The sequence below is a fragment of the Sphingomonas sp. genome, assembly GCF_051962185.1.
Lineage (GTDB): Bacteria > Pseudomonadota > Alphaproteobacteria > Sphingomonadales > Sphingomonadaceae > Sphingomonas.
In genome coordinates, this window is sequence record NZ_JBQCCN010000068.1 from 13,653 (window position 1) to 32,860 (window position 19,208).

24 protein-coding genes are annotated in these 19,208 nt (G+C 66.1%); 19 read left to right on the forward strand and 5 right to left on the reverse strand.

Going from position 1 to position 19,208, the window contains the following annotated elements; genetic code table 11:
• Positions 1-159: 159 nt before the first annotated feature.
• From ACTHJR_RS04350 to tatC, 5 genes are read left to right on the forward strand one after another with little or no spacing between them, the layout of a single operon-like run.
• Positions 160-891 (forward strand): segregation and condensation protein A, encoded by a 732-nt coding sequence (locus tag ACTHJR_RS04350; RefSeq protein ID WP_440521897.1) that lies wholly within the window; start codon positions 160-162, stop codon positions 889-891.
• Complete coding sequence (gene scpB / locus ACTHJR_RS04355; protein ID WP_440521898.1) at positions 888-1,496, forward strand: SMC-Scp complex subunit ScpB; 609 nt, start codon at positions 888-890, stop codon at positions 1,494-1,496. Before ACTHJR_RS04350 ends, scpB begins: the two co-directional genes overlap by 4 nt.
• A 31-nt stretch (positions 1,497-1,527) precedes the next feature.
• Positions 1,528-1,761, forward strand: coding sequence for a twin-arginine translocase TatA/TatE family subunit (locus tag ACTHJR_RS04360; protein ID WP_440521899.1), 234 nt, complete (start codon positions 1,528-1,530; stop codon positions 1,759-1,761).
• A gap of 24 nt (positions 1,762-1,785) precedes the next feature.
• A complete protein-coding gene (locus ACTHJR_RS04365) occupies positions 1,786-2,292 on the forward strand; it encodes a twin-arginine translocase subunit TatB (RefSeq protein ID WP_440521900.1) in 507 nt (168 codons plus the stop codon).
• Between the two features lie 4 nt (positions 2,293-2,296).
• Complete coding sequence (gene tatC, locus ACTHJR_RS04370; RefSeq protein WP_440521901.1) at positions 2,297-3,079, forward strand: twin-arginine translocase subunit TatC; 783 nt, start codon at positions 2,297-2,299, stop codon at positions 3,077-3,079.
• A 34-nt stretch (positions 3,080-3,113) separates the two neighbouring features.
• Here the strand turns inward: tatC and ACTHJR_RS04375 are convergent, their stop codons facing one another.
• The 3 genes from ACTHJR_RS04375 to ACTHJR_RS04385 form a co-directional block, all read right to left on the reverse strand.
• Entirely contained in the window at positions 3,114-3,248 is a 135-nt protein-coding gene (locus tag ACTHJR_RS04375; protein ID WP_440521902.1) for an entericidin A/B family lipoprotein, read from the reverse strand.
• Between the two features lie 278 nt (positions 3,249-3,526).
• Entirely contained in the window at positions 3,527-5,113 is a 1,587-nt protein-coding gene (locus tag ACTHJR_RS04380; RefSeq protein ID WP_440521903.1) for a sensor histidine kinase, read from the reverse strand.
• A gap of 3 nt (positions 5,114-5,116) precedes the next feature.
• Positions 5,117-5,320, reverse strand: coding sequence for a NepR family anti-sigma factor (locus ACTHJR_RS04385; protein ID WP_440521904.1), 204 nt, complete (start codon positions 5,318-5,320; stop codon positions 5,117-5,119).
• A gap of 184 nt (positions 5,321-5,504) precedes the next feature.
• Between ACTHJR_RS04385 and ACTHJR_RS04390 the strand changes: the two genes are divergently transcribed.
• The 3 genes from ACTHJR_RS04390 (at position 5,505) to ACTHJR_RS04400 (ending at position 7,405) form a co-directional block, all read left to right on the forward strand.
• Entirely contained in the window at positions 5,505-6,308 is an 804-nt protein-coding gene (locus ACTHJR_RS04390; protein WP_440521905.1) for a response regulator, read from the forward strand.
• A gap of 156 nt (positions 6,309-6,464) precedes the next feature.
• Positions 6,465-6,629 (forward strand): hypothetical protein, encoded by a 165-nt coding sequence (locus ACTHJR_RS04395; RefSeq protein ID WP_440521906.1) that lies wholly within the window; start codon positions 6,465-6,467, stop codon positions 6,627-6,629.
• 86 nt (positions 6,630-6,715) lie between these two features.
• Positions 6,716-7,405 carry a sigma-70 family RNA polymerase sigma factor gene (locus ACTHJR_RS04400; RefSeq protein ID WP_440521907.1) on the forward strand — a complete coding sequence of 230 codons (690 nt, stop codon included), beginning with the start codon at positions 6,716-6,718 and terminating at the stop codon, positions 7,403-7,405.
• Between the two features lie 142 nt (positions 7,406-7,547).
• Here the strand turns inward: ACTHJR_RS04400 and ACTHJR_RS04405 are convergent, their stop codons facing one another.
• Complete coding sequence (locus ACTHJR_RS04405) at positions 7,548-7,718, reverse strand: hypothetical protein (protein ID WP_440521908.1); 171 nt, start codon at positions 7,716-7,718, stop codon at positions 7,548-7,550.
• Between the two features lie 124 nt (positions 7,719-7,842).
• On the opposite strand from ACTHJR_RS04405, the gene ACTHJR_RS04410 reads away from it, so the two are divergent.
• The 10 genes from ACTHJR_RS04410 (at position 7,843) to ACTHJR_RS04455 (ending at position 16,405) form a co-directional block, all read left to right on the forward strand.
• Entirely contained in the window at positions 7,843-10,524 is a 2,682-nt protein-coding gene (locus tag ACTHJR_RS04410) for a bifunctional [glutamine synthetase] adenylyltransferase/[glutamine synthetase]-adenylyl-L-tyrosine phosphorylase (RefSeq protein WP_440521909.1), read from the forward strand.
• Positions 10,511-10,978 (forward strand): peroxiredoxin, encoded by a 468-nt coding sequence (locus tag ACTHJR_RS04415; protein ID WP_440521910.1) that lies wholly within the window; start codon positions 10,511-10,513, stop codon positions 10,976-10,978. The genes ACTHJR_RS04410 and ACTHJR_RS04415 overlap by 14 nt, the downstream gene beginning before the upstream one ends.
• 242 nt (positions 10,979-11,220) lie before the next feature.
• Positions 11,221-12,021 (forward strand): ferritin-like domain-containing protein, encoded by an 801-nt coding sequence (locus ACTHJR_RS04420; protein ID WP_440521911.1) that lies wholly within the window; start codon positions 11,221-11,223, stop codon positions 12,019-12,021.
• A gap of 119 nt (positions 12,022-12,140) precedes the next feature.
• On the forward strand, positions 12,141-13,328 hold the full coding sequence (locus ACTHJR_RS04425; protein WP_440521912.1) for a M23 family metallopeptidase: 1,188 nt from the start codon (positions 12,141-12,143) through the stop codon (positions 13,326-13,328).
• A 99-nt stretch (positions 13,329-13,427) separates the two neighbouring features.
• Positions 13,428-13,766, forward strand: a complete 339-nt coding sequence (erpA, locus tag ACTHJR_RS04430; RefSeq protein ID WP_440521913.1) for an iron-sulfur cluster insertion protein ErpA — start codon at positions 13,428-13,430, stop codon at positions 13,764-13,766.
• A 10-nt stretch (positions 13,767-13,776) separates the two neighbouring features.
• Complete coding sequence (gene xth, locus ACTHJR_RS04435) at positions 13,777-14,547, forward strand: exodeoxyribonuclease III (protein ID WP_440521914.1); 771 nt, start codon at positions 13,777-13,779, stop codon at positions 14,545-14,547.
• A gap of 11 nt (positions 14,548-14,558) precedes the next feature.
• Positions 14,559-14,858 carry a hypothetical protein gene (locus ACTHJR_RS04440; RefSeq protein WP_440521915.1) on the forward strand — a complete coding sequence of 100 codons (300 nt, stop codon included), beginning with the start codon at positions 14,559-14,561 and terminating at the stop codon, positions 14,856-14,858.
• A complete protein-coding gene (locus tag ACTHJR_RS04445) occupies positions 14,855-15,646 on the forward strand; it encodes a transporter (RefSeq protein WP_440521916.1) in 792 nt (263 codons plus the stop codon). Before ACTHJR_RS04440 ends, ACTHJR_RS04445 begins: the two co-directional genes overlap by 4 nt.
• Before the next feature lie 191 nt (positions 15,647-15,837).
• Complete coding sequence (locus ACTHJR_RS04450; protein ID WP_440521917.1) at positions 15,838-16,092, forward strand: hypothetical protein; 255 nt, start codon at positions 15,838-15,840, stop codon at positions 16,090-16,092.
• 58 nt (positions 16,093-16,150) lie between these two features.
• A complete protein-coding gene (locus tag ACTHJR_RS04455; RefSeq protein WP_440521918.1) occupies positions 16,151-16,405 on the forward strand; it encodes a hypothetical protein in 255 nt (84 codons plus the stop codon).
• A gap of 211 nt (positions 16,406-16,616) precedes the next feature.
• Here the strand turns inward: ACTHJR_RS04455 and ACTHJR_RS04460 are convergent, their stop codons facing one another.
• Positions 16,617-17,771 (reverse strand): GNAT family N-acetyltransferase, encoded by a 1,155-nt coding sequence (locus ACTHJR_RS04460; protein ID WP_440521919.1) that lies wholly within the window; start codon positions 17,769-17,771, stop codon positions 16,617-16,619.
• Positions 17,772-17,956: 185 nt separating this feature from the next.
• Between ACTHJR_RS04460 and ACTHJR_RS04465 the strand changes: the two genes are divergently transcribed.
• Positions 17,957-19,048, forward strand: a complete 1,092-nt coding sequence (locus ACTHJR_RS04465) for a fatty acid desaturase family protein (protein WP_440521920.1) — start codon at positions 17,957-17,959, stop codon at positions 19,046-19,048.
• Positions 19,049-19,208: the final 160 nt, after the last annotated feature.

Consider the following 19,208-nt stretch of genomic DNA (forward strand, 5'->3'; position numbering starts at 1 on the left):
GCGCCCGTCATGACTCTGGGTTACGACGGGGATGACTCGCGGCACGGCGGATCCCGGGACAAGCCCGGGATGACGGTTGGGGTGTCGGGCATCGTTATCCACAATCGCACCCGGCGCCCGTCTTTCGCATCCCCGACGTCTATGCCTAAGGTGCGCCCAATGGACGCCGCCGAGGACACGCTGACGCTCGACATCGAGGGCTGGGAAGGTCCGCTCGATCTGCTGCTGGCGCTCGCGCGGTCGCAAAAGGTCGATTTGAAGCAGATCTCCATCCTGCAACTGGTCGAGCAATATCTCTCCTATATCGAGCATGCCCGCACGCTGAAGCTCGAGGTCGCGGCCGATTATCTCGTGATGGCGGCATGGCTCGCCTATCTCAAATCGGCGCTGCTGCTGCCGCGCGATCCCGAGATCGAGCCGAGCCCCGAGGATCTGGCGTTGCTCCTGCAGATGCGGCTCGAGCGGCTGAACGCGATGCGCGACGCCGGCGCCCGGTTGCTCGCGCGCGACCGGCTCGGGCGCGACGTCTTCCGCCGCGCGACGCCCGAGGGATTGCGCACCGTGCGCAAGGCGCAATGGCAAGCCGAGATCTACGACCTGATCGCCGCTTATGGTCAGGTCAATGCGCGCAACCGGCCGGTCTTCCACGTCGTCCACGAACGCCCGGTCATGACGCTCGACGCCGCGCTCGAACGCGTGTCGCGGCTGCTCGGCGAGCAGATCGACTGGGCGACGATCGAGAGTTTCCTGCCCGACAGCCTCGACGGTCCGTTCCGCAAATCGGCGCTCGCCTCCAGCTTCGTCGCCGCGCTCGAGCTCGCCCGGATGGGCAAGGCCGAATTGCGCCAGAAATCGCCATTCGCGCCGCTCTATCTGAAGGCGACGGCATGACGATCGATCCCGACGATCCCGCTCGCGCGGTCGAGGCGGTGCTGTTCGCCGCCGAGGAGCCGCTGACGCTCGACATGATCCGCGCGCACGTCGGCGAGGAGGTCGACGTGCGCGGCGCGCTCGATCGCATCGCCGATCATTATGCCGGGCGCGGTATCGAACTGGTCCGGCGCGGCGACCGCTGGCATTTCCAGACCGCGGGCGACCTCGCGCACCTGCTGCGCCGCGACCGCGAGGAACCACGCAAATTGTCGCGCGCGGCGATCGAGACGCTGGCGATCATCGCCTATCACGAGCCGGTGACGCGCGCCGAGATCGAAGCGATCCGCGGCGTCCAGATCAGCAAGGGCACGCTCGACGTGCTGATGGAGGCGGGCTGGGCGCGGCCGGCCGGCCGCCGTGAGACGCCGGGCCGGCCGCTGATGAATGCGACCACCGCTGAATTCCTCACGCATTTCGGGCTCGCCAGCCGCCGCGATCTGCCCGGCATCGACGACCTGCGTGCCGCCGGACTGCTCGATCCGATCGACCTGGCGATGGCCGAGCTGACGATAAGTGGCGAGAGCGACGACGAAGAAGTGGCAAATGGACCCGAAGACGATTAGATAGGGTCCATTCCCGCGAGGAGATTGAGTAATGGGTGGTTTCGGCATCACGCACTGGCTGATTTTTGGCGTGATCGCGATCTTGGTGCTGGGCGGCGGGCGCTTTTCCAGCATGATGGGTGACGTTGCGAAAGGCATCAAGCAGTTCAAGAAGGGCATGGCGGAAGATGACGACGTCGTTCCGCCGAGCCGGATCGAGGCCAAGCGCCAGACCGATCCGACGGTCGATGTCACCGCGGAACGCGCCCGCGACGCTGAACGCTAAAAGCCGCCGGAGAGGTATCCGGCGGTGATCCTGGACATAGCCCCAACCGAATTGCTGGTATTGGGGGCGGTGGCGCTGCTCGTCATTCCGCCCAAGGACTTGCCGCGCGCGATGCGCCTCGCGGGGCAATGGGTCGGGCGCGCGCGCGGCCTGGCGCGCCAATTCCGCTCGGGCTTCGACGACATGATCCGCGAGGCCGAATTCGCGGAGATGGAAAAGAAGTGGAAAGCGGAAAACGAACGCATCATGCGCGAATTTCCGCAGACCGTGGACATGGCCGCGCTGATGGCGCCCAAGGCCCAGGACGCGTCCGATATCGGCGATTCCGCGCCGGTGATGGTCGAGCAGCCGATCGTTACCCCGGAGCCCGAGCCGGCACCGGTCACGCAGGCGCCCGTGGCTCCCAAGCCGCGCAAGCCGCGCGCCAAGGCCGCCGCTAGGACGACCTCGCTCGACACGGTCGAGGCCGCGACGCCCAAGCCGCGCGCGCGCCGGCCCAAAGCGGCGGCCAGCGAAACGCCGGGCGAGTGAGGCGATGAGCGACGAGGACGATATCGACGCCAGCCGCGCGCCGCTGCTCGATCATCTGATCGAACTGCGCAAGCGGCTGCTGATCAGCCTGGGCTCGCTGGCCGTGCTGTTCGGTATCTGCCTGTATTTCGCCCGGACGATCTTCGGCGTGCTGGTCCATCCGCTCAAGCTCGCCGGCCAGACCAAGCTGATCTACACCCAGCCGTTCGAGGCCTTTTTCGTCCAGCTCAAGGTGGCGTTCTTCGCGGCGCTGATCCTCGCCTTTCCGGTGATCGCCAATCAATTGTGGCAATTCGTCTCGCCCGGCCTGTATCGCAAGGAAAAGCGCGCGCTGCTGCCGTTCCTGCTGGCGACTCCGGTACTGTTCGCGATCGGCTGCGCGATGGCCTATTACATGGCGATCCCCGCCGCGCTGCATTTCCTGTTGAGCTATCAGAGCGACGTCGGCGGCGTGCAACAGGAAGCCTTGCCCTCGATGGACGCCTATCTCGGCTTCGTCATGCAATTCCTGTTCGGATTCGGCGTCGCGTTCCTGATGCCGGTGCTGCTGATGCTGGTCGAGCGCGCCGGGATCGTCACGCTCCAGCAACTGGTGCGAGCATGGCGCTACGCGATCCTCGGCTGTTTCGCGATCGCGCTGTTCCTGGCACCGCCCGACGCCGGGTCGATGATCATCCTCGCGCTCCCTCTGGTCGGGCTCTATGTCCTGACGCTGGTCGCGATCTGGCTGACCCATCGCCGACGCGCGCGTGCTCCACGGCCGGAGCCGGACACCGGCATCATCTGAGAACCGGAGGCGCCGGGCGTCCTTCCGGCCTGTCCTATTTGTGCTTGTCGGCGGTCTTGGACACCGTGCTGCCAACCGAGCTGACGTCCTTGCCGATGCCCGAAATCGTGTTGCAGCCGGCCAGGGCGAGCGCGCCCGCGGCGAGCGTCAGACCGATGATGATCCGCATGTGAAGAAACCTCCCGAACGTTTTTCGCGCGTCCCCGAAAACGGCGTCGCGCACCGATGAGCCAATCGCGAGGATTGGCCGGGCGCCTTTCATAAGGTGAAAATCCCCACGGACTAGATATATTTAGGCCCGGAAGCGCCACCGGGGGGGGAGGGGTTGACGCTTCCGGGCCTATGTCATGGATAGCGAGAGCGGGGGGGCATAAGGTCGCTATCCGAAGACCCAAACGCGCCTTTTGCGCGGTTGTTCCCAAAAAAATGCGAGGGCGTGAAAATTTTTTAGTCGCGCCCCGAAACGGGGATCGCGATCTCGTACGACCCGGCCAACAGGTCATGATGGAGCGGCGCGCGCAACTGGCGCGACAGGCCCTCGATCACGCGGGCGTAGCGGCGCCCCAGCGCGCCGGCCAGCGTGTCGCCGTCGATCAGCGCCGGCGAACTGACCCGCAGGATCGCCGTCCCGGGCGCTTCGCCCTGACGCATCGAGATATGGATCTGGGTGCCGGGGGAAATGCCGATCGCCAATTCGATGATCTCGGTCAGCAGGAACGCCACCGCGATGGCGATGTCCTGGGTCACCAGCCAGGGCTCGACGTCGAGCAGGATCGACAGGCCGGAATTTTCCGGGCTGGTCGCGCGAATGTTGGACGCGAGCTCGCCGATCACCGAGCGCAGGCTCAGTCCGCGATTGTCCTCCATCTCTGCGAAATGGTGGCGATGGACCACCGCCAGCGCGTCGACGCGGCGCTGGATCGACGAATAGGCGCGCGCCGCTTCCGCCGCTTCCGCGCCGCGCGAATGCAGGTTGATCAGGCTGGAGATGACCTGGAGGTTGTTCTTGACGCGGTGATGGACCTCTCGCGTCAGCCGGGTCTGGCGGACCAGCCCTTCGGCGAGGCCGGCCTCGTGGAGAATCAGGGTGCGGCTCAGCGAGCGGAAGGTTTCGCCGAGCTCGCGGATTTCTTGCGCCGGGAGCGATCGCACCACCGCCGGGTCGATCACCTCGCCGGGACGGTAGGCGGCGACGCTGGCGCGCAGCGTCCTGAGCGGCTTGATCAGCAACCGGTCGACCACGAACCAGGCGATTCCCGCGGCCGCGATCCACATCAGGATCGGGAAGATCAGCGCGATCAGGATCGGCGACGTCAGCATCTTGGTGCGCATCCGCATCTCGACCGACAGATTGCCGATGCCGAGCGCGGCGCGCACCGGGACGTGGAGATCGAGCGGATTGTCGGCCCTGAGCGATCGCAGCACCAGCCGGTCGGAGCTGGCGGGCGTGCTCAGCGACTCTTCGTAATCAGAGGGAAAGCCGCTCGGCTTGGCCAGTCCCGACAGGAAAGCGACGGGGAAAAAGGCGCCGCCGCGCACTTCGCCGCCGGCATCGGCGATCGACAGGACGATCCCCTGGTCGGGGACGATACGCACCGTCGAGCCGTCGCCCGCCTTGGGCTCGGGCATCGCCAGCGGCAGCCGCGCTCCGCACAACAGCCGCCCCTGGCGGTCGAGGATCATGAAGCCGGCGCCGGTCGTCGATTGCTGGGCGAACACGCCCTGCACGCGCGCGCAGCTCGGCGTGTCGCCATGGTCGAGCGCGAGTGCCTTCGTCGCCGAGGTCAGCGCGGTCATGTCGCCGACCAGTTCGATTGACAGGTTGCGCGAGCTCTCCTGCGCCGCGACGCGCAATTGCGACGCGGCTTCCTGACCCGCCTCACGCGTGGTCGACAAGGTCGCGAAAAAGGCGATCACCGCGAACGGCAGCAGCGCCGCGCTGAGGATCATGAAGATCTTGGCGCCGGTCGGCATGCGCGCCAGTCGCGCCCCCAGCGTTCCCGCGGCCCGTTCTCCCGCGGTCAACCCGCCCACGAGCTATCCCAGCTTGTTCAGCAGATCGAGCATCTGATCGGGAACGGGCTCGCTGGCAGCGGCATGATAGACCGAGCGAAGGGCAGCGCCCATCGCTTCGTCCTTGCCCTTCTTACCCTTGTCATCTTTGTCGTCGGACTTCTTGCCCTGTTTCGACGACGGCCGGCCAGGCTGCAACGCAATCCCCCTCATATACAAACCGGCCATGCCGGAGAAGAAAACGGCCCGCAAGAGGGGGTCCGTACACGACGCTCGGATTGCGTCATCATAGCGGTGAAACCAAAAACGATCTCGATTGTTCCACTAGCGAACAGAAAATTTGTCTCGTTGCATTCACCAGGCCGGCCCCCCACACAAGGGTCGGCATCCATTCGGGGAGATTGAAATAACCATGTCGCTCGGTCAGCAGCTAGCCCCTCATCTGCCTTTCCTGCGTCGTTACGGACGGGCATTGACGGGAAGCCAGGAACATGGCGACCGCTATGTCCGCGCCACGCTCGAAGCGATCGTCGCCGCGCCCGAGGAATTCCCGCGCGATGTCGATCCTCGGCTGGGTCTCTATCGCACGTTCCAAGCAATCTGGCAGAGCGCCAATGCCGATGAGAGCGAGGCGCTGTCGGCCGCTGGCGATATCAGCAACCAGGAAGCGATCGCGCGGGCGCGACTGGCGCGGATGACGCCGCTGTCGCGCCAGGCGCTGTTGCTCACCGCGATGGAGGGCTTCACTACCGAGGACGCGGCCTATCTGATCGACGTCGAGAATGACGAGGTCGAAAAGCTGGTCGCCAACGCGCTCGCCGAGATCGAGAAGCAGACGCGCTCGCGCGTGCTGATCATCGAGGACGAGCCGATCATCGCGATGGATATCGAGACGATCGTCCGCGACCTGGGCCACGACGTCACCGGCGTCGCCGTCACGCGTGACGAGGCGGTCGCCGCGGCGCTGGCCGATCGTCCCGGCCTGGTGCTGGCCGATATCCAGCTCGCCGACGACAGTTCGGGGATCGACGCGGTCAAGGACATCCTCGCCGAATTCCAGGTGCCGGTCATCTTCATCACCGCTTTCCCGGAGCGATTGCTGACCGGCGAGCGGCCGGAGCCGACCTTCCTGATCACCAAGCCGTTCCAGCGCTCGACGGTGAAGGCGGCGATAAGCCAGGCGCTGTTCTTCGACGAATCGACCGTGCCGGCCTGAGCGCTTCGCCGCGCTTGCAATGCCATCTGTCGCCGGCGGTGCCCGATCTGGGCGCCGCCGCGCGCATTTTTCCGGCCTAAGTTTCTGGCGGCACGCTAAAATATTCAAAGTTCCATCGGTTACGGAGCCAAAACGGGATTGGCGCGTTTTGGCGATATGGTTGATCCAGAACCCCCAGAGGCCTCGGTCCATACCGATGCCGACCATGCACGGGCCGGCGAGACGCCGGGTATCGTGCGCTACGTTCTCGGTATTTCGCTGATCCTCGCGGTCGTGATCCTATCGCTGATCGTTTGGGGTCCGGTGCTGTTCCATCAATGAGAGCGGCGCGCTTGGCCTTGGCCCCCGCACCATCTTATGTATCCTCCAGGCCGCGTACCAATGGCCCCCACGTTCGACGGAGTTCCATGACCAACACACAAACCGCGACCGTGGACGAAAAGGGGGAACCGACCGAGCACGTCGCCTTGTCGGATCCGGAGTTCAAGGAACAACTGGCCCAGGTCATCCCGCACCTGCGCGCGTTCGGCCGCTCGTTGTCGGGTAGCCGCGATCTCGCCGACGACCTCGTCCAGGAAACGCTGTTGAAGGCGTGGGCGGCGCGCAAGCGGTTCCAGGCCGGGACCAACATGCGGGCCTGGACCTTCATCATCCTGCGCAATCTCTATCTCAGCCAGATGCGTCGCGCGCGCTTCAAGGGCGAGTGGGACGATCTGGTCGCCGATCGCATCCTCGCCGCGCCGGCCAGCCAGGACAAGCATGTCGAACTGGGCGACATGCAGCGGGCGCTCCTTCACTTGCCGCAGCCGCAGCGCGAGGCGCTGATCCTGGTCGGCGCCGGCGGCTTCGCGTATGAGGAAGCGGCAGAGATTTGCCAGGTCGCGGTCGGCACGATCAAGAGCCGCGTCGCGCGCGGCCGCGTCGCGCTCGAGGCGATCCTGAGCGGCGGCCAGCTGACCTCGCGCCGCGACGCCCCCGATCATCCCGGCCGGACCGCGCTCGATTCGATCATGGACGAGGTCGACGACCTCAGCGGCGATCATAGCCCCGCGCCCGATGAAGGCGACGAGGATCATGAGGGCGATGATCAGATCTGATTGTTGAGATTGCTCGAGTGCTCCTGCGAAAGCAGGAGCCAAAAGGGCCCGATCGGAAAAACGCTCGTGGTCCTGGGTTCCTGCTTTCCTGGGAACACCGACCGGTTCACCTTATCATGCGTTCCCAGTAGGAAATCGCCGCCTAGTCCTTCGGCAATTGGCGCAGCAACGACGTCAGATCGCTCGGCAGCGCCGGCGCGCCGGCGAAAATCTGGCGCAGCGCATTGCCCACGCCGTCGCTTTCCCGCGGACGGCGCACGGCGTGGCGGCCGTCCGATTGCGCGGCCTGACTATGCGGACTGGGCGGGCTCATGGAGCCTAGAACGTCGATTGCCACAATTTGTTGCCGCTTTGTCGTGGTTTTAACTGATCTGGATCAAATTGTGGCTTTCCTGCCACGAATTGGCGGGTGCGACGGACTGGTCTAGGCAGGTCGCGTGACCGTGCAATCCTTCGTCGACGCCATCGCTCGCGCCGAGGCGCACGCGCCGTTTCTGCGTCTCGCGCTCGAACAACAGCCCGACCTTGCCCAGCGGCTGGCGCGCGGCGAGGTGCCCGGCCCGACGGCGATCGATCCCGACCTGCCGGTCGGTGTCGCGTTGCGCCGGGCGCGGCGACGCGAGGCGCTGATTGTCGCGATCGCCGATCTCGCCGGCGCGCTCGACCTGGTCGGGGTGACGCAGCGCCTGACCGATTTCGCCGATCGCGCGCTCGACCTCGCGATCCGCACCGCGATCCGCGAGCGAGCGCCCGATGCCGAGCCGATCGGCTTCGTCGCGATGGCGCTCGGCAAGCAAGGCAGCCACGAGCTCAATTATTCGTCCGACATCGATCCGATCCTGCTGTTCGACCCGGCGACCCTGCCGCATCGCGCCCGCGAAGAGCCGGTCGAAGCCGCGGTGCGGGTCGCACGGCGCGTGGTCGAATTGCTTCAGGCGCGCGATGGCGAGGGCTATGTGTTGCGTGTCGACTTGCGGTTGCGGCCTTCGCCTGAGGCCACGCCGATCGCGCTGCCGGTCGAAGCCGCGATCTCCTATTACGAGAGCCAGGCGCTGCCATGGGAGCGTGCCGCCTTCATCCGCGCGCGCGCCTGCGCCGGGGATATCGCTTTGGGCCAGCTTTTCCTCGACGCGATCCGGCCGTTCGTCTGGCGGCGTGCGGTCGATTTCGGCGCGGTCGGCGAGATTCGCGAAATCACGCGGCGGATCCGCGACCACCACGCCCAGGGCCAGACCTTCGGCCCCGGCTACGACCTCAAGCGCGGGCGCGGCGGCATTCGCGAAGTCGAGTTCTTCACCCAGATTCATCAGCTGATCCATGGCGGCCGCGATCCCTCGCTAAGGGCGCCGGCAACTATGGACGCGCTCGATCGTCTCGCCGCCGCCGACCGGATCGAGACCGAGGAGACCGCGGCGCTGAAGGCGGGCTATGTCGCGCTGCGTACTGTCGAGCATCGCTTGCAGATGATCGACGATCGCCAGACCCACTCGCTGCCCCGCGCGCCCGAAGCGCTCGACGGCGTCAGCCGGCTGGCGGGTTTCCAGGATAGCGCGGCGCTGCTCGCGATGATCGAGCCGCATGTCGCGCGCGTCGGCCGGATCTACGATTCGCTCGATCCGCGCGACGAGGCGGCGCTGTCGAGCGATCCCGATAGCCTGGCGGCGCAGCTCGAACGACTGGGCTTCGGCGACAGCGCCACCGCCGCGCAACTGGTCGACCGCTGGCGCGGCGGCTCCTATTCGGCATTGCGCAGCCCTGCCGCGCGCCAAGCGCTCGAAGCGGTGCTGCCCGGATTGATGGCGGCGCTCGGCCAGGCGCCCGATCCGCGCGCGGCGTTGATCCAGCTCGACACCATGCTCTCGCGGCTGCCGAGCGCGATCAATTTCTTCCGGCTGATCGAGGCGCGGCCGCAATTGGGACAATTGATGGCGGCGATCCTCAGTCACGCGCCGCCGCTCGCCGGCGCGCTGGGCCGCCGCCCGGCCTTGCTCGACGGATTGATCGACGCGACCGCGCTTGCCCCGGTCGGCGACGTTGCTGCGCTGGCGGCGGAGATGTGGTCGGGCGAGGCGGGGGACGATTACGAAGCGGCGTTGCAGCGCGTCCGCCTGGTCGTCGGCGAAAAGCGCTTCGCGCTCGGCGCGCAACTCGTCGCCGGCACCAGCGACCCGCTCGAGATCGCGCATGGCTATGCCCGCGTCGCCGGGGCGGCAGTCGAGGTGCTTGGCGCGGCCACGGTCGCCGAATTCGCCCGCGCGCATGGCAGCGTGCCCGACAGCGAACTCGTCATCCTCGCGCTTGGCCGCCTCGGCGGCGGCGCGCTGACCCATGCGTCGGACCTCGACCTGATCTATCTCTTCACCGGCGATTTCGCCGCCGAATCCGATGGCGCCAAACCGCTCGGCGCGGTCCATTATTACAACCGCCTCGCGCAGCGACTGAGCGCGGCGCTGTCGGTGCCGACCGCGGCCGGGGCGCTGTACGAGATCGACACTCGGCTCAGGCCATCGGGCGCGCAGGGGCCGTTGGTCGTCTCACTGGACGGGTTTGCCCGCTATCAGCGCGAGGACGCCTGGACCTGGGAGCATATGGCGCTGACGCGCGCGCGCGCCGTGTTCGGCTCGGCGGCGGCGCGGCGCGAGGTGACCGCGGTGATCGATTCGGTGCTGGCGGCCGCGCGCGACACTCGCAAGCTGGTCGCCGACGCGGTCGAGATGCGCGCCGAGATGGCGCGTCACAAGCCGCCGCAGGGAAGCCTCGATGCGAAATTGCTGCCCGGCGGGCTGGTCGATCTCGAATTCGCGGTACACGTCGCGCAATTGTCGCATCCCGGCGTCGCGATCGTTCCCGACCTCGACCCGGCGATCGCGGCGCTTGCGCGCGAGGGGATCGTGCCCTCGGCGCTGGCGGAAGATTATCGCTTCCTCACCCGACTGCTGGTGTTGCTGCGGCTGGTCGCGCCCGACAACGAACCGCCGTCGCCGCCCACCCGCGAGTTGATCGTGCGCGCGCTCGGCGCCGAGCATTGGGACGCGCTGGTTGCGCGCTTCACCGCGACGCGGCAGGAGGTCGCGCAGGTTTGGCAATCGGTCAGTGGAGAGACACATGGCGGGACTTGAGGTCGGTGACGCGCTGCCCGACGCCGCGTTGACGACGCCCGAGGGCACGACGGTCAACCTGCGCGATTATGCGGGCAAGCCGCTGGTGCTCTATTTCTATCCCAAGGACGACACCGCCGGCTGCACCCGCGAGGCGCAGGACTTCAGCGCGCTGCTGGCCGATTTCCGCAAGGCGGGAGCGGAGGTGCTGGGCGTATCGAAGGACACGCCGGCCAAGCATCGCAAGTTCGCCGACAAATACACCCTGGCCGTGCCCCTCGCGAGCGACGAGCAAGCGGTGATCGAGGCGTTCGGCGCCTGGGTGCCGAAAGTGCTCTACGGACGGGAATATATGGGCATCGACCGCTCGACCTGGCTGTTCGACGCATCGGGCAAGCTCGCCAGGGTATGGCGCAAGGTGAAGGTGCCGGGCCATGCCGAGCAGGTGCTGGAGGCGGTGCGGGCGTTGGGGTGAGCGGAGGTGCAAGAGCTTGCCAAGGACAGCTCGCCACCATTCGCGCAGCCTGGCAGGAACGTGCAAGGCCGCTCCAACTCGATTGTCACCCTGGCCTTGTGCCGGGGTCTGCTCTGCCTCACGGGAAGTCCACGGAACCTCTTGTCCAAGATCCAGCATCCCTGCGGATCCCGGCACAAGGCCGGGATGACGGTTTGCATGAAGGCTATGGCGGAAGGACATTCTCCGGATAGGGCGTGCGCATGATTTCTCCCGTCACCACCATCGCCACCGCCTGCCGCTCCGTCCTCGAAACCGCCGACCCCATGGCCAAGGTCAAGCGCGCCCGTGGGGTCGTCCGCGCCTGGCGCCGCGGCGAGCTCGCGTACGCTTTCGACGTCGGCATGCCCGATCGCCCGGCGCGCCCGGCGGAACCCGAGTTGCTTCCGCCCAACCGCATGCCCAAGCGCGGCAAGGGCGGGTCCGAGCGCGGCCGGATCGCGCTGATCCATGCGCTCGCGCATATCGAGTTCGTCGCGATCGACCTCGCCTTCGATCTCGCCGGGCGGTTCGGCGACCGTTTTCCGCGTGGCTTCGTCGACGACTGGCTGTCGGTCGGCGCCGACGAGGCGATGCATTTCGCGTTGCTCGATCGCCGGCTGCGCGCGCTCGGCAGCCGGTACGGCGCGATGCCCGCGCACGACGGTTTGTGGGAAGCGGCCGAGGCCACCGCGCACGACTCGCTCGCCCGGCTCGCGGTGGTGCCGATGGTACTCGAAGCGCGCGGGCTCGACGTCACGCCGGCGACGATCGAGCGCTTCGTCGCAGTCGGGGATCAGGGAACCGCACGCATTTTCGAGCGTATTCTGGCCGACGAGGTCCGCCATGTCGCGCACGGCGCGAAATGGTTCAGGATCGCGTGCGAATCATCTGGAATCGCGCCTGAATCGCATTGGCGCGACCTCGTGAGGCGCTATTTTCGCGGCGTGTTGAAGCCGCCATTCAACGACTCGGCGCGCGAAGCTGCCGGTCTGCCCCGCGAATATTACGCGCCTCTTGCATGAAAGCGACATGATGGCACTGGTCACGCTCGTAATTCCGGGCGCGGAGGGGCTGGGTCCGGTTCAACCATTTTCCAAGGTCGCCGCGAAGCGGGGATCGTCGCCAGGGTCGCCGGGGACGCATGAACAACTTTATGGATTTGCAGGACGGTTTCTCCCGCCTCCGCCAATTCTTCAAGACTCGTGATTTCATTTTCCATGATGGTCGGGATCTTCGTCGCTTTTCGATAGCGGGGCGGACCCAGGCTGCGCTCGCCGTCGCGGGCGCGATCACGCTCGGCTTCTCGGCTTATGGCGTCGCCCAGGCGGGCGTGAATGCGGTCGCTCTGTCGGGCCTGACCGAAGCGCCGCTGACGCCCGAGGCGAAGGTCGCCAAGATGGAAGCGCAGGTCGCCGGGATGCAGGCGAAGATCCAGCAGATCCGCTACGTCGCCGACGCCCGCGCCAAGCGCGTCGAGGAGCGTCAGAAGATGCTCGCCGCGACGCTCAGCGGGCAGGGCGAGGTCCAGCCGGTCGATTTTCAGCCGATCGATCCCAAGGCCGCCGCCGCCGCCGCCGATGTCGTCGCGCCGCTGACCCGCGTCGAGCACAACCAGATCACGCTTGCGATCAAGGCGCGGATCACCACCGAGAAAAGATATATCGCGGCGCTGCAGCGCGCCAAGGCGCTGGGCATCAATCCCAACCGCTTCCAGGGCAAGGTGCCGGCGATGGGCGGTCCCTACGAGGCCGCCAATAGCGCCGAGGCTTCGGCCGATATGGCCGCCGATGCGCAATTCCGCGCGTTGTTCCAGACCTGGAAGAAGCTCGACACGCTCCAGGACGGCCTGATTTCGATCCCGTCGGTGCAGCCGATCTCGAACTTCAAGCTGCTGACCAGCAATTTCGGCATCCGCAGCGATCCGTTCCGCGGCACTGCGGCGTTCCACCCGGGCGTCGACATTCCGTGCGGCATCGGCACCGCGGTCTATGCCACCGCCGACGGCACGGTCGACAAGGCCGAGCGCTCGGGCGGATACGGCAATCTGGTCGAGCACGACCACGGTCGCGGCATCCAGACCCGTTACGGGCATCTGTCGAAGATCCTGGTCACCGCAGGCCAGAAGGTGAAGCGTGGTCAGCTGATCGCCTTGTCGGGCTCGACCGGCCGCTCGACCGGCCCGCACCTCCATTACGAAGTTCGCATCGACGGTCGCGCGGTCAATCCGGTGCCGTTCCTGCAGACCGCCGATTATCTGCTGGCGATCAAGAGCCCGCAGCTCAACACGGTTCCGGTCAGCAACGAGGCCGCCTCGGACTCGGCTGACTGATCCATATCGAGGGACGCGAGAGGGAGGGCCGCGCCGGGGCAACCGGCGCGGTCCTTTTCGTCTGTTGATGAGGCACGGGCGAGCGCCTATCTCCCGGTCATGGCCAGTCTCGCCACCGACATCGCTTTGACTCCCGCCGCCGCGAAGCGCGTGGCGTGGATCGCCGAGCGCCAGGGAAAGCCGGCGGTCCTGCGCCTGTCGGTCGAGGGCGGCGGCTGCTCGGGGTTTCAATACAAGTTCGGGCTGGCCGAAGGTGCCGAGCCAGGCGACACGGTCGCGGAAACCGACGGCGTCTGCCTGGTGGTCGATGACCTTAGCCTCGACCTCGTGCGCGGCTGTTCGGTCGATTTCGTCGACAATCTCGGCGGTGCGCATTTCACGGTGGAGAATCCGAACGCTGCGTCGGGATGCGGTTGCGGCTCGTCCTTCTCGGTGTAAACAACACCGCGTGAAAATCGTCAGCTACAACGTCAACGGCATCAAGGCGCGGCTCGAACGGCTGGTCGAATATCTGTCCGAGCAACAGCCCGACATCGTCTGCCTCCAGGAATTGAAATCGGCCGACGAGGGATTCCCGATCGATGCCATTGGCGGCGCCGGCTACGGCGCGGTGTGGCACGGGCAAAAGGGATTCAACGGGGTCGCCGTGCTCGCGAAGGGGAAGCATCCGGTCGAGCGCCAGCGCGGGCTCGCCGGCGATCCCGAGGACGAGCATAGCCGCTATCTCGAGTGCGATATCGACGGGCTGGTCGTAGCGTCGATCTATCTGCCCAACGGCAACCCGCGGCCAGGGCCGAAATTCGACTACAAGCTCACGTGGATGGAGCGGCTGGCCGACCGCGCACGCGACTTGCTCGCCGAGGAAGTGCCCGCGGTGCTGGCGGGCGATTACAATGTCATCCCCAACAACGACGATACGTTCTCGGTCCGGGCGATGGCCGAGGACGCGCTGATGCAGCCCGAGAGCCGCGAGCGCTATCGCGCCTTGCTCGCGCAAGGCTGGACCGACAGCTTGCGCACGCGGCACCCGATGGGCGGCGTCTGGACCTTCTGGGATTACCAGGCCGGGGCGTGGCAGCGCGACGCCGGCTTTCGCATCGACCATTTGCTGCTGAGCCCGATCGCCGCCGACAGGCTGGTCGATGCCGGCGTCGACAAGGAGTATCGCGGCCGGGAAAAGGCGAGCGACCACGCGCCCACCTGGGTACGGTTGCGGTAGAGAGCAGAGCGGTGGCCTTCGACCTTCAGAAGATGCTCCACCGCAAGGGTGAGTTCGAAAGCGCCCGCCTCGATGCCTTCGCTTTTCGCGTCCGCGCGCGGACGATGCGCGGGCTGGCCGACGCGCTCGGTCGCGACGCGGACGAACTGGTCCGGCGCATCGCGGCAAGCGATGACGACGCGATCCTCGACGATCTCGCGGCCGACCATGACGCGGCGGCGGTCGATGCGGCCTATGTCCGCGCGCACGTCGCGGCCGAGCGCGAAGCGATTGCCGAGCTCGGCGACCCGACGCCGGTGCGGCTGGCATGAAGGCGGTGCTGTTCGCCGTCGCGTTGCTGGTGCCGGTCGCGGCGCATGCCGACGATCAGGATCGCGATTATTGTCCGGCGCGCCCCGGGCTCGGGACGCCGGCCTGCACCATGGCGCCGGGGCAGGTCTCCGTTGAAACTTCGCTCGGCGATTGGACGCTCGACAAGCAAGGTGGCGACCGCACCGATACCGTCGTGATTGCCGATACGTCGGTGCGCATCGGCCTGACCGACACGGTCGAGGCGCAGATCGGCTGGACGCCGCTCGGCATCGTCCGGGACCGGTCTGGTGGCGTGGTCGATCGCGCGACGCGCAGCGGCGACGCGACTCTCGGCTTCAAGGCCAATCTGCGTCATCCCGACGGCAGCGGCCTGTCGATCGCGCTCCAGCCGTTCGTGAGCTTACCGGTCGGCCGCGCCCCGGTCGGCGCGGGCGATTGGGGGGGCGGGCTGGTCATCCCGATCACCTACGATTTGTCGAAGACGGTCAATCTCGAGGTCACGCCCGAAATCGACGCGGCGGTCGATCAGGACGGGCGCGGACGGCATCTCGCTTATAGCGGCGTGGTCGGGATCGGCGTTGCGCTGAACGATTCGATGACCCTGACGGTGGAGAACCAGGTCCAGCGGGACGAGGATCCATCGGGTGGCACCACCCAGGATCTGGCTTCGGTCTCGCTTGCCTGGATGGCGCGCAAGAACCTGCAACTCGATATCGGCACGGTTGCCGGGCTCGACCGCAACGCACCTGATGTCGAGCTATACGCGGGGATTGCCCGCCGCTTTTGACGTTCGCGTCAGCTGCCATGCGCCGTTCGCCGCATAATGGCGAATTCTCCCGCGCCTTGGCGAAATCCGCCAACATTTACATCTGTAGTCGACAGCTAAGTATCTGAAAAACAACAATTCATGTGTTTGGCATACTTAATGCACCAACACACGCGCTGGTAGCCCCCGCCAGCGGGAGAAGGAGCAAGCGTATGTTCAAGTACACGATCGCCGCCGTCGCGGCGCTGGGCGTCCTGGTGGCCGGTCCGGCGCTCGCCTCCGGCAAGGTCAAGCCCGACCCCAATGCCGCGCCCAAGGAACAGCAGGCGTCCACCCCCAACGCCGCGACCCGTTATTGCTACAAGGTCCCGGCCACCACCGGCACGATCCTCGATCGCAAGATCTGCAAGACGCTCGATCAATGGCGCGCCGAGGGTGTCGACCCGACCAAGTCGCAAACCAACTGACGCCGTCTTCCGGGGCGCGGCCATTGGTCGCGCCCTGTCCGGAAAGGAGCAAGGGATGATGAAAGCTTTGATTGCGGGATCTGGCCTCTGCGCCGCGCTGGCGTTGGCCATGATCGCGAGCCCGGCGTCGGCCAACGGTCGTCAGCCATCCGCCGATGCGACGCCCACCGCGCGCGCGACACCGACCGAGGCGCGTCCGGCCAAACGCTATTGCGTAGTCTATTCGGTCACCGAATCGCGCATCCCACGTAAGGTCTGCAAGACCCGCGACGAATGGATGCATGACGACGATTTCGACCCGCTGAATCCCTAAGGGTTTCCGGCCACCGGCCGTGCATTCCCTCGCTTGGCCGGGACCGGATGCCCGCCACGTCGCCGAGTCTGCCGCCCTCCCAGCCAGGCCCGGCGGCGTGGCATTCCTGGAGCTGAGCGCGCGATTTTCGGATCGCCCGCTCAGCTCTATTCTTTCATGGCGGACCGTCTTTTGCCGAACAGCCGTGCAGCCTTTTTGCGCGTGCGACGGTTCAGAGCTGCTTTTCGTAGATCTGGTAGACCTTGTTGACCTTGCTATCGATCGCGTCGGCGATGGCGTTCATGCCCTGATTGTCGTCGAGCACCCAGCCGATCTCGCCCCGCTTGGCGTCATAATTCGCGACGGCGGCACGGCGGATATATTCGATCATCATGAAGGCGAGTTGGCTCGCCATGCGCGATGCCTGCAACTCCTTGACGACGCCCATCAGCGGCACGCGCATCGTCTTGACCTTGGGCCTGCGCAACCACAGCAGCAATTTGGCCCAGCCGAACGGCAGCAGGTCGCCATTGAGCGGCTTGATCGCCTCGTTGAGGTCGGGAAGCGTGATCATGAACGCCACCGGCTTGCCGTCCAATTCGGCGATGCGGATCAGGTCGTTGTAGACGATCGGTTTCAGCATCACCCCGATATCGTCGATCTCGGGCTGCGTGAACGGCACGAATCCCCAATTGTCCGACCAGGCGTCGTTGAGGATGTAGAGGATGATCGCGGCTTCCTCGTCGAACTTGGTCTTGTCGACCTCGCGCACGCGGATGCGCTCGTTGCGCTCGCCCATCTGGACGATGCGCTGGACGATCGGCGGAAATTGCTTGGTGACGTCGAGCTCGTAGGTCTTGACCTGCTTGACCGGTTGATACCCGGTGCCTTCGATCCAGGCCTGATATTCGGGCTTGTTGTGCCCCATCATGATCGTCGGCGGGTGATCGAAGCCCTGGATCAGCAGGCCGGGTTCCTCCCAGATCGAGGCGCTGATCGGGCCGAGCACGCGGGTCATGCCTTGGTCCTTCAGCCATTGCTCGGCGGCGGCGATCAGGGCCTTGGCGATCTCCTCGTTTTCGGCGTCGAAATAGCCGAATTGACCGCAGCCGGGGCCAAAGCCCTGATCCGCGGGCATTTCGAGCGCCAGCGTGTCGATATGCGCGGAGATGCGGCCGACGACCTGTCCGTCGCGTTCGGCCAGGAACAATTGTTGTTTGGCGTGGCTCAACCAGCCGTTCTTGCCCGGAATGAGCTTCTTGAGCGCATCGCCTTTCAGCGGCGGGACGAAATTGGGATCGTCCTTGTAGAGACGATAGGGAAGGGCGACGAACTTCTTCAGGTCGCCCTTGCTGTCGATCGGGCGAATGGTCACTTGGCCGGGCATCGGCACCTCATCAGGCTGGAGCAGATCGCGCGTTAGGCCTTGTCCGGGGCTTCGACAATCCCGCTCCTGCGCTCGAGATGTCGGCAAGTTACTCGGATATGGGAAATTGCGATCAGTCTGATCGCGGCGGCTTCGTCGTTGGATTGCCACCGTGTCGCCACTATGTTCGGCCAATGGCGCACCCCATGGATACATCCGTGACTCTCGATCGCCGCACCGCCGGCGCGGCCAATGCCGCGCCCGTGCGCGTGCGCATCGACGACGACAAGGCAATGCTGAAGGCCGCCGCCGACCTGACGCGTGACCTCAATGCGCCGAGCCCGCGCATCTACTGGACCGACATGCTGCTGTCGGCGGCGATCGGCTATGTGGCGCTGCTCGGCGCGATCCTGGCGCCGTCGCTCGGCTGGGCGATCGCGGCGGGCGTGGTCGCGGTGCTCGCTTTGTATCGCGCGGAAAGCTTCATCCACGAACTCACGCATATCAAGCATTCGGCGGTGCCGGGCTTCCGGCTCGGCTGGAACCTGCTGGTCGGCATCCCGCTGCTGACGCCGAGTTTCATGTACGAAGGCGTCCACAATCTGCACCACGCGCGGACGCGCTACGGCACCGCCGAGGATCCCGAATATCTGCCGCTCGCGCTGATGAGGCCCTGGACCCTGCCGGTATTCCTGCTCGTGTCGGCGCTGGCGCCGGTCGCCTTGATGTTCCGCTATGCGGTGCTGACGCCGCTGTCGCTGGTCATCCCGGCACTGCGTCGCGTCGTGGTCGCGCGTTATTCGGGATTGCAGATCAATCCGTCGTTCCAGCGTCGTGCGCCCGAGGGCGAGGCGCGCCGCTTGTGGCATCGTCTGGAGGCGGCAGCGAGCGTCTGGTCGATCGCGCTGATCGCGTTGACCGCGACCGGCGTCGTTCCGCTCAAGGCGTTCGTCACGTTCCTCCTGGTCGCCTCGGCGGTCGCGGTGATCAACCAAGTCCGCACCCTCGTCGCCCATCTCTGGGAGAACGAAGGCGAAGCGATGACGGTGACCGCGCAATATCTCGATTCGGTCAATGTGCCACCACCGGCGATGCTGCCGATGCTGTGGGCGCCGGTCGGCCTTCGCTACCACGCGTTGCACCATCTGCTGCCCGGCTTGCCGTATCACGCGCTCGGCACCGCGCATAAGCGCATCACGGCGGTGCTGGAGGCGGATTCGCCTTATCACAAAGGCAATTACAAAGGCCTGCCGTTCCTGGCGGTGCGGTTGGCGAAGAGCACGTTCCAGCCGCGTTGATCGCGGCCGCCGGCACCGCCTCGAGTTCGATTGTCACCCCGGCCTTGTGCCGAGGTCCAATCCTCCATCACGGAATCCTTCCGGTGTTGCGCGTTGGATGCCGGAACAAGCCCGGCATTGTCTGTTTGAGTTATCGTATAAGCGCGCGGTTCCGCTCATA

Excerpts from the sequence above, each read along its gene's own strand:
- ACTHJR_RS04350 (WP_440521897.1), top strand. The coding sequence starts at position 160 with ATGGACGCCGCCGAGGACACGCTGACGCTCGACATCGAGGGCTGGGAA.
- scpB (WP_440521898.1), top strand. The coding sequence starts at position 888 with ATGACGATCGATCCCGACGATCCCGCTCGCGCGGTCGAGGCGGTGCTG.
- ACTHJR_RS04360 (WP_440521899.1), top strand. The coding sequence starts at position 1,528 with ATGGGTGGTTTCGGCATCACGCACTGGCTGATTTTTGGCGTGATCGCG.
- tatC (WP_440521901.1), top strand. The coding sequence starts at position 2,297 with ATGAGCGACGAGGACGATATCGACGCCAGCCGCGCGCCGCTGCTCGAT.
- ACTHJR_RS04375 (WP_440521902.1), bottom strand. The coding sequence starts at position 3,248 with ATGCGGATCATCATCGGTCTGACGCTCGCCGCGGGCGCGCTCGCCCTG.
- ACTHJR_RS04385 (WP_440521904.1), bottom strand. The coding sequence starts at position 5,320 with ATGGCCGGTTTGTATATGAGGGGGATTGCGTTGCAGCCTGGCCGGCCG.
- ACTHJR_RS04390 (WP_440521905.1), top strand. The coding sequence starts at position 5,505 with ATGTCGCTCGGTCAGCAGCTAGCCCCTCATCTGCCTTTCCTGCGTCGT.
- ACTHJR_RS04395 (WP_440521906.1), top strand. The coding sequence starts at position 6,465 with ATGGTTGATCCAGAACCCCCAGAGGCCTCGGTCCATACCGATGCCGAC.
- ACTHJR_RS04400 (WP_440521907.1), top strand. The coding sequence starts at position 6,716 with ATGACCAACACACAAACCGCGACCGTGGACGAAAAGGGGGAACCGACC.
- ACTHJR_RS04405 (WP_440521908.1), bottom strand. The coding sequence starts at position 7,718 with ATGAGCCCGCCCAGTCCGCATAGTCAGGCCGCGCAATCGGACGGCCGC.
- ACTHJR_RS04415 (WP_440521910.1), top strand. The coding sequence starts at position 10,511 with ATGGCGGGACTTGAGGTCGGTGACGCGCTGCCCGACGCCGCGTTGACG.
- ACTHJR_RS04420 (WP_440521911.1), top strand. The coding sequence starts at position 11,221 with ATGATTTCTCCCGTCACCACCATCGCCACCGCCTGCCGCTCCGTCCTC.
- ACTHJR_RS04425 (WP_440521912.1), top strand. The coding sequence starts at position 12,141 with ATGAACAACTTTATGGATTTGCAGGACGGTTTCTCCCGCCTCCGCCAA.
- erpA (WP_440521913.1), top strand. The coding sequence starts at position 13,428 with ATGGCCAGTCTCGCCACCGACATCGCTTTGACTCCCGCCGCCGCGAAG.
- ACTHJR_RS04445 (WP_440521916.1), top strand. The coding sequence starts at position 14,855 with ATGAAGGCGGTGCTGTTCGCCGTCGCGTTGCTGGTGCCGGTCGCGGCG.
- ACTHJR_RS04450 (WP_440521917.1), top strand. The coding sequence starts at position 15,838 with ATGTTCAAGTACACGATCGCCGCCGTCGCGGCGCTGGGCGTCCTGGTG.
- ACTHJR_RS04455 (WP_440521918.1), top strand. The coding sequence starts at position 16,151 with ATGAAAGCTTTGATTGCGGGATCTGGCCTCTGCGCCGCGCTGGCGTTG.
- ACTHJR_RS04460 (WP_440521919.1), bottom strand. The coding sequence starts at position 17,771 with ATGCCCGGCCAAGTGACCATTCGCCCGATCGACAGCAAGGGCGACCTG.
- ACTHJR_RS04465 (WP_440521920.1), top strand. The coding sequence starts at position 17,957 with ATGGATACATCCGTGACTCTCGATCGCCGCACCGCCGGCGCGGCCAAT.